This window comes from Streptococcus ictaluri 707-05 (genome assembly GCF_000188015.2).
In the GTDB taxonomy this organism is placed as follows: domain Bacteria; phylum Bacillota; class Bacilli; order Lactobacillales; family Streptococcaceae; genus Streptococcus; species Streptococcus ictaluri.
The window spans coordinates 69,136-83,273 of record NZ_AEUX02000005.1 but is presented as its reverse complement, the minus strand read 5'-3'; the positions used below and the strand labels follow the sequence as shown (position 1 = coordinate 83,273).

The 14,138-nt window shown below is 38.2% G+C and carries 20 protein-coding genes; 4 read left to right on the top strand and 16 right to left on the bottom strand.

The features are described from left to right. Positions 1-4 precede the first annotated feature (4 nt). Positions 5-1,105, bottom strand: a complete 1,101-nt coding sequence (gene serC, locus STRIC_RS03660; protein ID WP_008088179.1) for a 3-phosphoserine/phosphohydroxythreonine transaminase — start codon at positions 1,103-1,105, stop codon at positions 5-7. A 119-nt stretch (positions 1,106-1,224) separates the two neighbouring features. On the opposite strand from serC, the gene STRIC_RS03655 reads away from it, so the two are divergent. Continuing rightward, positions 1,225-1,854 carry a copper homeostasis protein CutC gene (locus STRIC_RS03655; RefSeq protein ID WP_008088265.1) on the top strand — a complete coding sequence of 210 codons (630 nt, stop codon included), beginning with the start codon at positions 1,225-1,227 and terminating at the stop codon, positions 1,852-1,854. 34 nt (positions 1,855-1,888) lie between these two features. Here the strand turns inward: STRIC_RS03655 and STRIC_RS03650 are convergent, their stop codons facing one another. The 10 genes from STRIC_RS03650 to STRIC_RS03610 form a co-directional block, all read right to left on the bottom strand. Beyond that, positions 1,889-2,284 (bottom strand): DUF5684 domain-containing protein, encoded by a 396-nt coding sequence (locus STRIC_RS03650; RefSeq protein WP_008088482.1) that lies wholly within the window; start codon positions 2,282-2,284, stop codon positions 1,889-1,891. 18 nt (positions 2,285-2,302) lie between these two features. After that, complete coding sequence (gene rsmI / locus STRIC_RS03645; protein ID WP_008088606.1) at positions 2,303-3,166, bottom strand: 16S rRNA (cytidine(1402)-2'-O)-methyltransferase; 864 nt, start codon at positions 3,164-3,166, stop codon at positions 2,303-2,305. A 4-nt stretch (positions 3,167-3,170) separates the two neighbouring features. Beyond that, positions 3,171-3,494 (bottom strand): DNA replication initiation control protein YabA, encoded by a 324-nt coding sequence (gene yabA, locus STRIC_RS03640; RefSeq protein WP_008088120.1) that lies wholly within the window; start codon positions 3,492-3,494, stop codon positions 3,171-3,173. Then, entirely contained in the window at positions 3,487-4,287 is an 801-nt protein-coding gene (gene ricT / locus STRIC_RS03635) for a regulatory iron-sulfur-containing complex subunit RicT (protein WP_008088607.1), read from the bottom strand. The genes yabA and ricT overlap by 8 nt, the downstream gene beginning before the upstream one ends. Then, positions 4,284-5,159 (bottom strand): DNA polymerase III subunit delta', encoded by an 876-nt coding sequence (locus STRIC_RS03630; protein WP_008088115.1) that lies wholly within the window; start codon positions 5,157-5,159, stop codon positions 4,284-4,286. Before STRIC_RS03630 ends, ricT begins: the two co-directional genes overlap by 4 nt. A gap of 13 nt (positions 5,160-5,172) precedes the next feature. Beyond that, entirely contained in the window at positions 5,173-5,808 is a 636-nt protein-coding gene (tmk, locus tag STRIC_RS03625; RefSeq protein ID WP_008088476.1) for a dTMP kinase, read from the bottom strand. A gap of 163 nt (positions 5,809-5,971) precedes the next feature. Continuing rightward, on the bottom strand, positions 5,972-6,250 hold the full coding sequence (locus tag STRIC_RS03620) for a YlbG family protein (RefSeq protein ID WP_008088616.1): 279 nt from the start codon (positions 6,248-6,250) through the stop codon (positions 5,972-5,974). Further along, complete coding sequence (locus tag STRIC_RS12595; RefSeq protein ID WP_008088105.1) at positions 6,250-6,477, bottom strand: hypothetical protein; 228 nt, start codon at positions 6,475-6,477, stop codon at positions 6,250-6,252. The genes STRIC_RS03620 and STRIC_RS12595 overlap by 1 nt, the downstream gene beginning before the upstream one ends. Next, positions 6,474-6,695, bottom strand: a complete 222-nt coding sequence (locus STRIC_RS12590; protein WP_008088223.1) for a YlbF family regulator — start codon at positions 6,693-6,695, stop codon at positions 6,474-6,476. The genes STRIC_RS12595 and STRIC_RS12590 overlap by 4 nt, the downstream gene beginning before the upstream one ends. A 63-nt stretch (positions 6,696-6,758) precedes the next feature. Next, a complete protein-coding gene (locus STRIC_RS03610; RefSeq protein ID WP_008088385.1) occupies positions 6,759-7,055 on the bottom strand; it encodes a DUF4298 domain-containing protein in 297 nt (98 codons plus the stop codon). 187 nt (positions 7,056-7,242) lie between these two features. Between STRIC_RS03610 and STRIC_RS11545 the strand changes: the two genes are divergently transcribed. Together STRIC_RS11545 and STRIC_RS11540 are read left to right on the top strand one after the other, a co-directional pair. Then, a complete protein-coding gene (locus STRIC_RS11545) occupies positions 7,243-8,421 on the top strand; it encodes a M28 family peptidase (RefSeq protein ID WP_234944189.1) in 1,179 nt (392 codons plus the stop codon). After that, positions 8,409-9,374: a zinc-binding metallopeptidase family protein gene (locus STRIC_RS11540; protein ID WP_008088150.1), complete on the top strand. Its 966-nt coding sequence runs from the start codon at positions 8,409-8,411 to the stop codon at positions 9,372-9,374. Before STRIC_RS11545 ends, STRIC_RS11540 begins: the two co-directional genes overlap by 13 nt. A gap of 86 nt (positions 9,375-9,460) precedes the next feature. On the opposite strand, the gene STRIC_RS03600 is transcribed toward STRIC_RS11540, so the two are convergent. From STRIC_RS03600 to STRIC_RS03585, 4 genes are all read right to left on the bottom strand, one after another. Next, complete coding sequence (locus tag STRIC_RS03600) at positions 9,461-10,042, bottom strand: hypothetical protein (RefSeq protein ID WP_008088560.1); 582 nt, start codon at positions 10,040-10,042, stop codon at positions 9,461-9,463. A 111-nt stretch (positions 10,043-10,153) separates the two neighbouring features. Next, the gene (locus STRIC_RS03595; protein WP_008088122.1) at positions 10,154-10,744 is read right to left on the bottom strand and encodes an ATP-dependent Clp protease proteolytic subunit; all 591 of its coding nucleotides are present in this window, start codon (positions 10,742-10,744) and stop codon (positions 10,154-10,156) included. 214 nt (positions 10,745-10,958) lie between these two features. Further along, positions 10,959-11,588, bottom strand: coding sequence for a uracil phosphoribosyltransferase (gene upp / locus STRIC_RS03590; protein ID WP_008088459.1), 630 nt, complete (start codon positions 11,586-11,588; stop codon positions 10,959-10,961). Between the two features lie 138 nt (positions 11,589-11,726). Further along, a complete protein-coding gene (locus STRIC_RS03585) occupies positions 11,727-12,062 on the bottom strand; it encodes a hypothetical protein (protein WP_008088060.1) in 336 nt (111 codons plus the stop codon). Between the two features lie 181 nt (positions 12,063-12,243). On the opposite strand from STRIC_RS03585, the gene STRIC_RS03580 reads away from it, so the two are divergent. Continuing rightward, positions 12,244-13,266 carry an IS30 family transposase gene (locus STRIC_RS03580; RefSeq protein WP_200857358.1) on the top strand — a complete coding sequence of 341 codons (1,023 nt, stop codon included), beginning with the start codon at positions 12,244-12,246 and terminating at the stop codon, positions 13,264-13,266. 498 nt (positions 13,267-13,764) lie between these two features. Here STRIC_RS03580 and STRIC_RS03575 read toward each other — a convergent pair whose 3' ends face one another. After that, a complete protein-coding gene (locus STRIC_RS03575; protein WP_156033578.1) occupies positions 13,765-13,938 on the bottom strand; it encodes a hypothetical protein in 174 nt (57 codons plus the stop codon). Positions 13,939-14,138: the final 200 nt, after the last annotated feature.

The following is a 14,138-nucleotide window of genomic DNA, read 5'->3' as shown; positions in this document are numbered from 1 at the left end:
TCTCTCACAATCTCTTTTGATAAATGGCTTCAAAATCAGCCATAAATTGGATTAAGGCGTGGACACCTTCAAGAGGAAAACCATTATAAAGACAAGCTCGCATACCTCCCACACTAGCATGACCACGTAGATTCATGAGTCCACAAGCTTCTGCTTTTTGAATGAAAAGCTCATCTAATTCTGAACTTGGTGTTCGAAAAGGAATTGTGGTTAAAGAACGCTCTTCTCTTTTTTGAACAGGACTATGATAAAAAGATGATTGGTCAATACAGTCATAAAGTAATGCAGCCTTTTCGTGATTGCGTCGAGTGATTTCTGGCACACCACCCTCCTCTTTTAACCATTCTAATACCAAACCTGCCATGTAGATGCCAAAAACAGGAGGTGTGTTATAGCGTGATTGGGCTTGTATGTGAGTCTCATGGGCCATCATATGAGGGAGACTAGACCAAGTTTCCACTAAATCTTCTCGAATAACAAGAACAGTCAACCCTGCAATTCCCAAATTTTTCTGAGCACTTGCATAAATCAGTCCAAATTCTTCTACCTTGTAAGGAAAGGCTAAAAGGTTGGAAGACATGTCAGCCACAATAGGAAGTCCATTACTATCAGGTAAGCTATAAAGGCTGGTGCCTTCAATAGTATTATTAGTTGTCAGATGAAGATAAGCTCCATCAGGATTTATCCTATTGGCATCAAAAACAGGAAGATATTGGTAAGAGACATCCTCAGAAGAAGCAAGAATTTGAGGCTCAAAATCAATAAGCTCTGATAGCTTAAACGCTTCTGTATAAGCTTTTTTACCCCAAACTCCTCCAATATGATAATAGGCCTTTTTCCCTCGTGCTAGATTCATGGGAATCATCGTAAATTGAGTCGAAGCTCCCCCCTGAAGGAACAAGACCTTGTAATGATCCGGAATGGACATTAGATCTCGTAATAAGCTCTCAACTTGCGCCATCATTTCTACCACAAGGTCTGAACGATGAGACATCTCTAAAATGCTCATCCCACTCTCCTTATAATCTAGCAAAGCTTTTTGTGCTTTTTCTAAAACAGGTTTTGGGATGAGGGCTGGACCTGCTGAAAAATTAAAAATAACCATAGTAGACCTCCCAATCAATATAGAAAGTATAGCATAGCAAAAGGCTTTTCACAAAAAGAGTGCCTGCAGCATCTACCAAATCATGTTATAACAGAACTATTATAAAGGAGATTCTAAAGATGATTAAAGAATTTTGCGCTGAAAACCTAACTCACTTAAGCCAACTCAATCCTCAAGACATTCAACGTGTTGAGCTCTGTGACAATCTAGCTGTGGGAGGAACCACCCCTTCTTATGGTGTCATCAAAGAAGCCTGCCAACTTTTACACGATAAGGGTATCAGTGTTGCCACTATGATTCGTCCACGTGGTGGTGATTTTGTTTATAATGACATTGAACTAAGGGTTATGGAAGAAGACATCTTAAAAGCTATCGAAGCTGGTAGTGATTGTCTAGTTCTAGGACTCTTAACTGATGAGGGACATTTAGATACCGAAGCTATTGAACAATTATTACCTGCCACCCAGGGATTGCCACTGGTTTTTCACATGGCTTTTGACCACATTGTCCCTGAGCAACAGTTAGAAAGCCTAGAAGCGCTGATTGATTATGGCTTTGAGCGCATCCTCTTGCACGGTTCCAAAGAAGCTAACTCCATTTATGACAATATTGATTATATTTCAACATTGGTCAGAGCTGCTAAGGGACGAATTGAAATCATGATTGGCGGTGGTGTGACAAGTGACAACTGTCAAGAACTCAGCCAATTAACCGGTACTTCTATCGTTCATGGAACCAAAATCATCTAAAAAGGTCGTCATCCCAATGGGATGACAACCTTTTTTAATTAAGAACATGTGAAACCGGATGATAATCAGTCTCTTGATAGCTAGCTGAGAAAGCAAGTACCAGACTAGTTATACCTGGAAAGAATAGGGAAAGGACAGCAAACCCCTTTGAGCCCCCAAAAGCGCGAGCAAAAGCAAAACGGGTGTAATAATAATAAGCTGCCAAAACCCAACCAATGAAATAAAACCATTTATTTTCATCACCAAAAGCAATTTTTTGTTTGGTAAAACCGGCATATATGGGTACTAAGCTATACCAACCTTTATAGCCTGCTCTTCGAAACAAGCGCCAGTTAGCAATAACACATAATAAGGCAGATATCAAGAATAGGAACAATATCACACCATAAACTAAAGCGATAACGATAAAAGTTGAATCTTCTGCATTCATATATTTTCCTCTTTTTTCTTATAATTGATGAAACTGAGCGTATAGTTCCTGTCTATTGAGCTGCAGTGACTTAGCGACTTTTTTAATAGCTTGATTGGGCTTATCTCCTGCTGAGATATAGTCTTGTACCATAGCTAACGGGTCTATTGATGCCAAATCTTGCTCTTGATGACAACCGTCATTCCCAGAAACAATGAGTAGGCACTCCCCTTTAAGCGGCACTTCTTGAATGTAATCTAAAATCTGAGACAAGCTACCTCTTTGGTACTCTTCAAAGAGTTTGGTTAATTCCCTAACCAAAACAATCTGACGGTCCCCATAAACAGCTTGCATGTTTTTTAGCGTATCAGCAACCCTAAAAGGTGATTCGTAAAAAATTTGAGTCTCTGGATAGTCTTTTTTCTCTTGGAAGAAGGCCTTTTGTTGCCCTGCTTTTCTCGGTAAAAAGCCATAAAAGACATGGGGCTGAGGAGCTAACCCACTAGCAATTAAAGCGGTAATACCAGCCGATGCCCCTGGTAAAGCCACCACTGTCACATCATGAGCAATCGCCTCTTTGACCAAATCGTGTCCCGGATCTGAAATCGAAGGCATGCCAGCATCTGAAACTTGAGCCAAAGACTTCCCTTCTTGTAAAAGAGCCACTAAATCCGGAATCTTCTCAAAGGCATTATGCTCATGAAAACTGATTTGCTTAGTCTCAATCGCAAACTGCTTCAAGAGTAAACCCGTATTACGGGTATCTTCAGCACAGATAAAATCTACTTGTTTAAGCGTCTCGACAGCTCGAAAGGTCATGTCTTGCAAATTACCAATCGGTGTCGGTACAAGATAGAGAGTGCCAGAACTTTTTTCTTCTTTAAAACTTTTTTGAACCTGCATAAGCCTACTTTCTGTCTAGAAGTTCCCTACAAAACATGCATTCTTCATCGTTTTCACGACGTTGACCATAAAAGAAATTACAAATGTGAAAGCCTTCATCGTAGATGCTTTCTAAGTGTTCTTTTCCTTGCTTGGAGCTGTTTTTAGTAGGTGCTTCATGTTCTAGTTGACTCAAGCGCTCACGCAGTTTGGTATTTTCTAAGCGTAGTACCGTATTTTCTTCAACCAAAGACTGTACTTGTTTTTTCATGGCTTCAATTTCAGCTAAAGTAACCATCAAATTCTGTGAAAAGCCATCAAAAGCATCAAATAATTCTTTTTTATTCACCTACTTTAACCTCCTCTAAAGCATATGTTATTAGGGTCATTTTGTCAGCAAAACGCACCTTAATAGTATCTGTAAATAGATCTATCCCAGCAACAGTAGCCGGTCCTTCTGCTGTCTGGACTATGGTACCATAATCCGGAAATTTTTTCTTACTTTCTTGATAAAAATGATCTTCATAGTGAAGGCAACATAAAAGTCTACCGCAATAGCCGGTTCCTTTACCTGAATTTAAGGAAAGTCCTTGATTTTTCAACATCTTAATCGAAACAGCAGGAAACTCTCCTAAAAAACTAGAGCAACACAGAGGCCGTCCACAGGGGCCTAATCCCCCATAAATTTTAGCTTCCTCTCGGCTGTTGATTTGACGCAATTCGATTCGTGTTTTAAAATAAGCCGCTAAGTCTCTTAGCAACTGACGAAAATCCACCCTCTCCTCAGAAGAAAAGGTAATCAAGACGTAATTACGATCCAAAGAAAAAACAATGTCAATCAGCTTCATGGGTAATTGATTCTGGGCAATCAACTCAGATACCCTGGCATAAGACCCTAAAGCTAATTCCTGATTCTCTTGATGTGCTTTTAGATCCATCTGATTGGCTTGCCGAGCAACCGTCGGCATATCTTTAGGAAGAGATTTAGGATTAAAGGCTGTCTTGCTTTGATAGACCTTTGCTAAGCGACTTCCCTTATCATCTCTCACAAGAAGCCATGTTCCTTCTGGAAAATCGGCATCTGTTTGACTATATTTAAGAGGTTCTGATTCTTTATATTTAATTCCGATTGCACTTATCATGATATCACCATATATTCTAAGCTATTTTGGAAATTGACATTGCGTTGCCACATCAGCCTGGTCTGATAGACCTTATCCAAAAACGGTAAGACCTTTTCTTTGTGATAATCCTTGGCTAAAATCAAGGTCAGCAGGGTCAAAACCATGTCTTGCTCGTCTTTTTCAGCTGCCAACTGCACTAGGCGATTCAGTTCTAAGTAAGCTTGCCACTCTTCTTTCAACCAAATAGTCACAAAGCGTTCTGTTTGTGCCACCAGATCTAAAACTTTTGTATTTTGAGCAAAAATTTCTAATTGTTGCTCATTCTTGGATAATTTAGCTAATAACTGAGCTTGACTTTTTAAAAGTCCCATTTGTTGAGCCAAGTCACACAGATAAGCGTCATTTTTAGGAAAATAAAAGGTCTGTGTGCGGCTTCTAATCGTAGGCAAAACCTGATTATCGTCGTTGGTTAGCAAAAAGAGGTAAGCATCACCTTGCGGTTCTTCCATGTATTTCAAAAGACTATTAGCAGCATTGACATGCATTTTTTCGCACTCACGAATAATAAAAACCTGCTGTTTGCCTTCAATACCTGTCTGAGAGAAATGACTCATCATCTCTTTTACTGCTTCAGTCTTAATAATCTGTCCGGTAGGCTCTAGGATGGTAACATCTGCAAACTCTCCTTGTGCTATGAGCTGACAAGAGCGGCACTGCTTGCAAGGAAAAGGCCCTTCTTTTTGGTCACAAAAAATGGCTTGTGCTAAGAAAATAGCCATATCAAAATTCGCAAAATCTCCTGAAAAGAGATAGGCATGGTTTAGTCGGTCTTTTTGTAAAATCTCTTGAAAAGCGTGATAAACTTTTGGAGCCTTTTGAGCTAAATCCATTCCTTTTCTCCTTTTATGCCTCCACAAGTCTTAAAATAGCCTTTAAGGCATCTGAAATAACAGACTCTAAAGCTTGCGACGCATCAATAGTCACGATGCGATCTGGATTTTCCTTAGCTAGATCCAGATAACCTTGACGAACCCGCTGATGCATATCCAACTGTTCAAGGTCAAGTCGATTGATTTCACGGTCTTTATTTTGTGCAATTCGTGCTAAGCCCACTTCAGAAGGCACATCAAAATAAAGAGTTAAATCAGGACTAATGCCATCTGTAGCAAAATTATTTAACCATTGGATGGCTGACTTATCAAGACCTCGACCAGCACCTTGGTAAGCGACTGAACTATCAATAAAGCGGTCTACCAAGATTAATTGCCCAGCATGCAGAGCTGGTAGCACTTTTTCAACCATATGTTGCCTTCTGGCAGCAATATAAAGCAAAAGCTCTGTCTTCTTGTCCATTTGTGTATTGTTAACATCCAAAATAAGATGACGGATATTTTCGGCGATAGCAACTCCACCAGGCTCTCTGGTTCTTACGACCGTTTGCTCAAGTCCTTCTTGCAAGCGGGGGAATAAAGCTTCCAATACCGTAGTTTTTCCTGCCCCATCTGGGCCTTCAAATGTGATTAGTTTTCCTTTTACCATCTTATTTCCTTTGTTTTTATTAGTTCTATTTTACCAAAATTTGAGGGAAAAGGCACGGTAATTTCATTGTCCCTATGTCTTTTTCCATTTCTACCAGCAGATTGATTTTGCTAGTGTCAACTAAAAACAAGCAAAGTCAATCTTTGCTTGTTTGTTCTAACTATTACGATAATTCAGCCTGATTTTCTGGCTCTTCACGGTGCAAATTTCCGACAAAGTCACAATCAATCGTATCTAACACAGAAGGCTTAACCTCTCTGACAAATTTTAACTTGCTGATTTCTTGCACTTTAGCTTCCAAGTCTTCTTTATTGATATAAATAACTAAATAACGCGAACGCTTTGAGTGGTAGTATAAATCACCGTATTTCATTACTTTTCTGGCATCACGGTTATAGTAAAGGTAAATAACCAAGCCAATTCGGTCTTTTTTTTGAAACATTATAGGCTCTTTTCTTTGATATTTTGATAAGGACCAGACCCATGTTTAGGCCTTTTAGCTGCCAAGGGAAGACCTGTGTCGACAAAAATATCTTCGGACACAGTTTTGGCAATTTCCTGTGATATATTAGCCAAGATAGCTTGTAAATCCACTTGAGCCAAGCGTAATTGACTCACAAGAGGATCTAAATCTAATTGACGCTTTGCTTGTAAGACTTGCCGCCTCATTTTTTTCCTTCAGGGTGATAAGCCAAAGTCTTTTCAGACACTTCATAAACTTGCTTCAACTCTTGAAAGTGGGTCACTTTACTTTTTAGAAGAGCATCCTCGTCAAAGGCTTTTTTAGCCAAAGCATAAGCTTGAAACTGACTGGTCTGTCTGATAGCATCCACTAAGTCATCAATAACATCTTCAATAGCAAGTAATTCTTCATTTATGACTAACATACATCGATTATACCATATTTTCAAAAGAAGCCAATCTTCTGCCGCTACAAAGGCAAAGACTTCCTATAGATGTTTATACATTTGAGAGGATAAGGCTAAGAGCTCCCCCAGGATATGATTATGTTGTCCAATCAAATCATAAAGCTGATCTTGACTAAGAATACCACATTTGACATCTTGGTAATCCTGTTCTTGCATGTCAAACCATTTAGGACTCGCATAAAAATTCCTCAAGTCAATATAGTCCTGATAAGCTGCTTGCATAACTTCAAGACTTGTCTGCAATTGGTCTAACTTAGGTTTAAATTGATCATATTTTGCTTCAAGTTCTTCAATGTATTTCTTATCATCTGGCAGCATCTCACGTCCTCTTCTTTCTTATCATTATTATATCATAGGCCAAGAAAAGCCTGGCTAAAAGAGCGTCTTAAAAAGGATTTTTCAAACCGTCATTTTATTTTCAAAAAGGGATTGAAAAAGAGGCTAAAAAATTGTTTAATATAGAAGTTATCAAAAATAAGTGAGGTAAAAAGGATTGAAAAAAACCTTGTTAACGATCATTGCTGCTACTACGAGTCTAGTAACTCTAGCGGCTTGTTCTAGTGGCCAAAAGCCACAAACCGCACCTGAGCCAACACCCAAAGCTAAAATGGCTCATGATGCTGACTTTGATCGCTATTTAGCTAAAGTCGATAGCCGGTGCGCTTACACCATTGGTAAGCATCTCGGAACTTTCAAACAAAATAAAGACCTTGGCTATCGTACTGCTGGTAGTTCTGCTGAATACCCAGCAGGAAAGTACTTAGAAGAAGAGATGAAACGTATTGGCTTAACGGATATCTCTGCTGATCAAATCTCCGTTGATAAATGGGAATTTGAAAAAGCCAATCTGACCTTTACTGCCAAAAATGGTAAGAAGGAAAAGGCTATTTTAGGAGGCTATCATGTCAATTTTGATACCAATGGCCCTAAAGACTTCCAGGTTGTCTATACTGGCAAAGGAAGAGCTAGTGATTATGATCAACTTGATGTTACCGGAAAATTGGTTTTGATTGATATCAATCAAAAAGAAGAATGGTGGGTCAATTACCCAGCTCTTCAAGCACGCTTCAAGGGAGCTGCTGCAGTTCTAGTGTCTCAAGAAGCTGGCTTCTCAGAAGTCAGTGATAAAGCTTTAAACGCTCAAGACATGTGCGGGCCAGCTGATGCTCCTATTTTTTCGATTGCTAAGCATGACCGCAATAAGCTAAAAGCAGCTATTGACAAGGGACACCAAAAGGTCACTTTTGATGCCAAATCTAAGGTTGATCTCAATCAAAAAACCTACAACTATTCTGGAAAAATCGAAGGTAAAGATAAGGAACACTTTATTGTCTATTCTGCCCACTACGATGCTTATTTCAGCGGCTTCCAGGATAATAACATGGCTGTCGCTCTCATGATGAGTATCGCTAAAGCCATGATTGACTCTGACTACAAACCAGAATGTACCATTGTTTTCACAGCCTTGGCTGCTGAGGAATGGGGCGTGTCAGATACCCGTTACGACTGGAGTACTGGCGCTTACCTCCAAATTGATCAGGCTAGACCTGAATGGGTTGGAAAAGCTCTCATGAACATCAATTTTGAGCTACCAGCTTATGAGCACGAAAGCCGTGATGAGATACGTTCTAGCTATGAACTAAAGAATTACCTTTTACCTTTAGCCAATATGTGCCAAAGGTAAAAGGAGTCTATAAAGACGGTTTGCGCGTGGTCTCTCCTCTTCGTACTTGGTCAGATGATTTTTCATTTGCCACGCTTGGAATTCCTGCTTTGCGTAATGATTTCCAAGATAGCAAGTACATGCAGACCCACTACCATACCCAGTTTGACAATGAAGAGACTTATAATGAAAAAGCCCTTCGTTACCATCAAAATCTCTATGGCTTACTAGGAATCTATCACGATCAAACAGCACGCTTGCCACTTGATTTCTCTGAGCGCTTTAAGGCTTTAAAAGCATCACTCAAGTCCGATAGTGACATGGCTCCTAAAGACCAGTACCAAAGCTTGATCCAAAAACTCGATCAGGCCAATAAGACCGCCCAAAAGGTTGCTAAAAAAGCTAAGGCCATCAATAAGGATTACCAAATCCTTAAAGCCAAGAATCCTGAAAAGGCTAGTCAATTAATGGCTGATCAGGTGTCACAAAACCAAGAACTGCTAGCTATCTTTAAAAAGGCTGAAAGCCAATTAGTGAAATTAACTTGGGAAGATGAACCAATCTTTGCTCATGAACATTCTCAAAACAATATTCAAGCCTTAGAAAAAGCAAGAGACCTGTTACAAAAAGGCAAAGCTCAAGAAGCTCTTGATCAAGAACTCTACAAAGTTGACAACAACTGGTACGCTTACGATTTTGACAAAGAGGTCTATAACTACTTCACAGACTATGTCCTTAAACCAGGAAAAGAAAAACTTCTCTGGGGAACTGGTAAAATCGTCTCCCACCGTGACTTATACGACTTAATTGCTAGCTTAAAAGGCAAAGCCAACAACAAGTCCAAGGACTTTAAAGATGAAATCGCAGTCATTGATCAAGCAATTGCTGACGAAAAAGCTGTTCTAAAAGTTTCCCTCACACAAGAAATGGAAGTTATTGCCTCATTAGAAGCAGAATTGAACAAAATAAACTAATCACCACCACTATGCTTCTCAATAAGTATAGAGAAAAGAGCCTTACACTTGTAGGGCTCTTTTTAGTGATTGACTAGTTTCAATACTTACTGAGATGTTACATCAGTGGCTTGTTCTACTTTTTTAGCTGCTGCTCTATCTTTATAAGCTTTCCATCTCTTATATGCTTCTTTTTCGTCCTTGGCCTCTTTCACGTCGAATTGTCCATGAAGTGTATAATCGTTACCCCAATCACGTCCTTCTACCCTGTAATCAATTTTCAAGTTAAAGTTGTAAAGGCTAGGAATTAATGCAAATTTTGGATACACATTAACTTTTAATGTTTGACCCGGCGCTATTGTTTTCCCTTCAATTTCCTCTGATAAACCAAAGAAAAATGAATCCCAATCCTCAAGACTATCTGCGAATTCTGTTTTCGTTATAGTAAGTGTTTTATCACCCTTATTAGTAAAAGTTAGCGGAATGAGAGAGTCCTGATAAGTGTACCATTTCTCAACAGTTTTATATTGATTATAAGAAATATTTAGTGGATTATCCTCCTCCAATTGATGAGTATCAGCTTGAACTTGATGTGATTGCCCTAATAAAAGATCAGTAGCTACACCTAACGATAGGGCTAGACCACTAGCTAATACAACTGCTGTTGTTTTCTTTTTTAAGCTAAACATAGTAAACTCCTTTTTTATTTTTAATAATATAATTATATTAGCTTTAAGTTAATGATTCAATAGTTTTATTAAAAATAAAAAAGAAGATTTAAATAATCTTCTTTTCTTTGCTTATTTTAACTCATTATTTTCCATAATTTCATCAATGAAGCCGTAAGCAAGTGTCTCTTCGGCAGTCATCCAATAATCACGTTCCCCGTCTTTATGGATCTGTTTGATAGTTTTACCAGCATTTTGTGCCAAGATTTTCTCTAAACGATGGCGTGTTTTTAAAAGATGTTCTGCTGCAATTGCCATATCTGTTTGTTGAGTACCGCCATCTGTTCCACCCATTGGTTGGTGAATCATGTATTCAGCGTTTGGCAACATAAAGCGTTTGCCTTTAGTACCAGATGATGCAATAACAGTTCCCATTGAAGCGGCCATACCCATAACAATGGTTTGCACGTCAGCTTTAATGAAATTCATAGTATCCACAATCGCTAACCCAGCAGACACAGAACCTCCAGGTGTATTAACATAAAGGTAGATATCCTTGGTATTATCTTGGGCATCTAAGAATAAGAGCTGGGCAATAATAGAATTAGCCATATTGTCTTCCACAGCACCCGTTAGCATAATAATACGATCTTTTAATAAACGTGAGTAAATGTCATAAGAACGTTCCCCACGACTTGTTTGTTCAATAACAACAGGAATCATAACTTTCTCCAATCTAGGTTTGTCCACCATCGCTTAATAACTATTAAAAACAGCTAAAAGCCTTAAAACAGACAGATTTTATAGTAATTGACCTTATTATAATCTATTGGTCAATTAAGGTCAAATAATAAACTTACTTCCAAAAAACTTTCCAGTGTGACCCAGAAAGTTTTTATCCATTTAAGCGATTGCTTAAAGCAAATCACTACTAGTTTTATTTTGTACCAAACAAACGGTCGCCAGCATCTCCAAGCCCTGGGACAATATAGCCATGATCATTCAATTGTTCGTCTAAGGCAGCTGTGAAGATATCAATATCTGGATGAGCTTCTTGTAATTTTTCAACCCCTTCTGGAGCAGCAACTAAACAAATGAATTTAATATTAGCTGAACCACGTTTTTTTAAGGAATCAATAGCCAAAATAGCTGAACCACCAGTTGCTAGCATAGGATCAACCAAGAAAATTTGGCGTTGATCAATATCTTCAGGAAGTTTAACCAAGTATTCAACTGGTTCTAAGGTTTCTTCATCACGATACATCCCGATATGCCCAACTTTTGCAGCTGGAACTAAGCTAAGGAAACCATCAACCATACCAATACCAGCTCTTAAAATAGGCACAATTGCTAGCTTCTTACCAGCCAATTGTTTTTGAACAGTCTTTGCTACAGGCGTTTGAATCTCAACATCTTCGACTGGAAGATCACGTGATACTTCATATCCCATAAGCATTGCAATTTCGTTGACTAATTCACGGAAATCTTTTGTTGAAGTATCTTGACGGCGCAAGATTGAAAGTTTGTGCTGAATAAGCGGATGTGAAATAACTTGACATTTTCCCATGTTGAAATACTTCCTTCTAAATTTTTTACACTTCTACTATTATACCAAAAATAGTAAACCTTGGCTTAAGAAAATCATGATTTTTTCAAAAGAAAACCCTTAGCCGCCAAAAGTGGTGGCTAAGGGAGATTTAAGTTTTTATTTTATTTCCCCAAGATCCCAGAAATCTGTATGTAACAAGTTATAAGAAGCAATATAGCGACGTCTACCCTTCTTCTTATCTGCTTTTTCCTCAATGTATTGAAGGGCTTTATTTAATTGAATAGTAGATTTGGCTTCTTCAACTAATCGTAAAGCCTCTTGGTAATCTTCATTAGGAAGTCTATACTCATACATAGAGTCATATTTTGCTTTGTGGCTCAAAATTTTATTTTTCGCTTCTTCTTTTTGTTCACTAACTTCAACAATTCGTTGTCCTGTTTTAGTTGCTTCTTCAATAATTTTACTTATTTCATCCAGTGAACTTGCTTGCATTATATCATTTGAAAACGCATTTGCTTTCTCACCATCAATATTGATACCAGCAATTCCAAAGATAACATCACTTTTTTCTTCCTTAATAAATTTCCCCGCGTTGTAAAATGAAGTGCAACAAAAAAGACATGTTCGTCTGATATACTAGAATTCCCCAATTCAGTATGGAAAGCAGATGAACATGTCCAACATTAATTCTACCAGAAAATCATCCTATTCTCATCTTTCAGCCACAGAACGGGGTGAAATTGCTGCTTATCTTAAAATGGGAAAGAAACCCGCTGAGATTGCTCGACTCTTGGGTCGTCACCGTTCTACAATCTGCCGAGAAATAAAACGTGGTTCAGTAGAACAGGTAAAGGATAAGAATGGAAAACAAACCTTCTTCAACGCCTATTTCGCTGATAGTGGGCAACGTGTCTATGAAACCAATCGTCAAAAGAGTTCTTATCTCAAGTTGAATGACTGCTCCGCTAGGTTCATTGAACAATTAGAATCTGCCTTGACGGCTAACATTCGTCTCCATAGTGTGGATAGTTTTGTTCAGACTTACAAAGTGAACCATCCTGAAGAAGTCGTCCCCTCTACCAAAACGATTTATCGTTATATCAAAGAGGGGGTATTAGCTATTAAACCAATCGATTTGCCTAAGATGGTTAGTATCAGAAAACGTTCTAAGAAAGTCATGAAGACGAATAAGAAGACTTTAGGTAAATCTATCGAAGAACGTCCAGAATATATTAATGATCGTTCTGAATTTGGGCATTGGGAGATTGATTTGGTTCTCGGCAAGAAAACCAAAGGTGAAGCTGTTATGTTGACTTTGGTAGAGCGCCAGACACGCTATGCACTAGGAGTTAAGCTAGAAGACAAGCAGTCCCAAACCATTAACCGTGCTGTCACGCATCTCATCAGTCAGTATCCTATTGCATCCATCACAGCGGATAATGGTTCTGAGTTTAGTTTACTCTCAAACTTAGAAGCTGTTGAAGTTTACTTTGCACATCCCTATTCTTCACATGAGAGAGGAAAAAACGAGAACTTCAATGGCCTCCTCAGAGAATATGTCCCTAAAGGAGTCTCACTTAATCCACTAACCTCTGAAGAACTTGACAATTATATTACTGCCATCAATGAGCGCCCAAGACGACTTCTTCAATATCAATCCTCAAAATTCCTGTTTGAGCTATCCCGAACAGCTTAACATCTGGAACTCTAGTTATCTATGAACTGGTTGCACTTGACTTGACAACTTGCGCTTAATAAATTTCTTTAATTCATTAAAAATATTGCTTTCCGCGGAGGGAATAGTAGAAAAAGAGCTTAGGGCAAGCTTACCATCACTAATCTTGTCCTTTCTATGTTCTTTAAACCCTTCAATAAAATCATATTTTCCTGAATTTATTTCATTTAATACAAGTTGCCGAATATGACGTTTTCTATTTTCTGTATTAGCAACATTTTTACTTGAGTAATAGATTCTACTTTGACTGTTGCCACTTATTGTATCTGTATCTCTCGACTTAATAGATACTTCTTCATTTTCAGTTATTGAAACAGCTTCTTCTGAATCATAACCTGGATCTCTTCGATTTTCTGAAATTAATAACTGTAAAATTAAATAATCATTATTTACTGCGTTTTCTAAAAAACGACGGGAATTTAACTTGTGATGTAATTTATTTTTAATAGCATCAATAACCTAGTCTCTGTAAACATTTCTATATCCCTCAACCTTAGCTATAGCTTGATCTAATAATTGTTGATTATTCTCATCTGCTTTTACCGAACTGGCTGATGCTGCGATTGTTAGGCAGGCTGCTGATAAGAGCGCTAAGCGTGTTAATCTTTGTGTTACTGTTTTTTTGGTTGTCATTTTCCCCATCCTTAATTTCTTTTCCTCTATATCTGAATAGCGCTGAAAAAGGCGTCTAGTGCGCCTTTTATTTTTTTAATAAGCAAAAATCTTTTCTATCTTATTCTCTTTTACTATTCAAACAGTGAGTTTCATAAAATTATAATAATAAACACTTAAAATGTCAATATAACTCATTGAATTGTTAATTTTCTGCCACT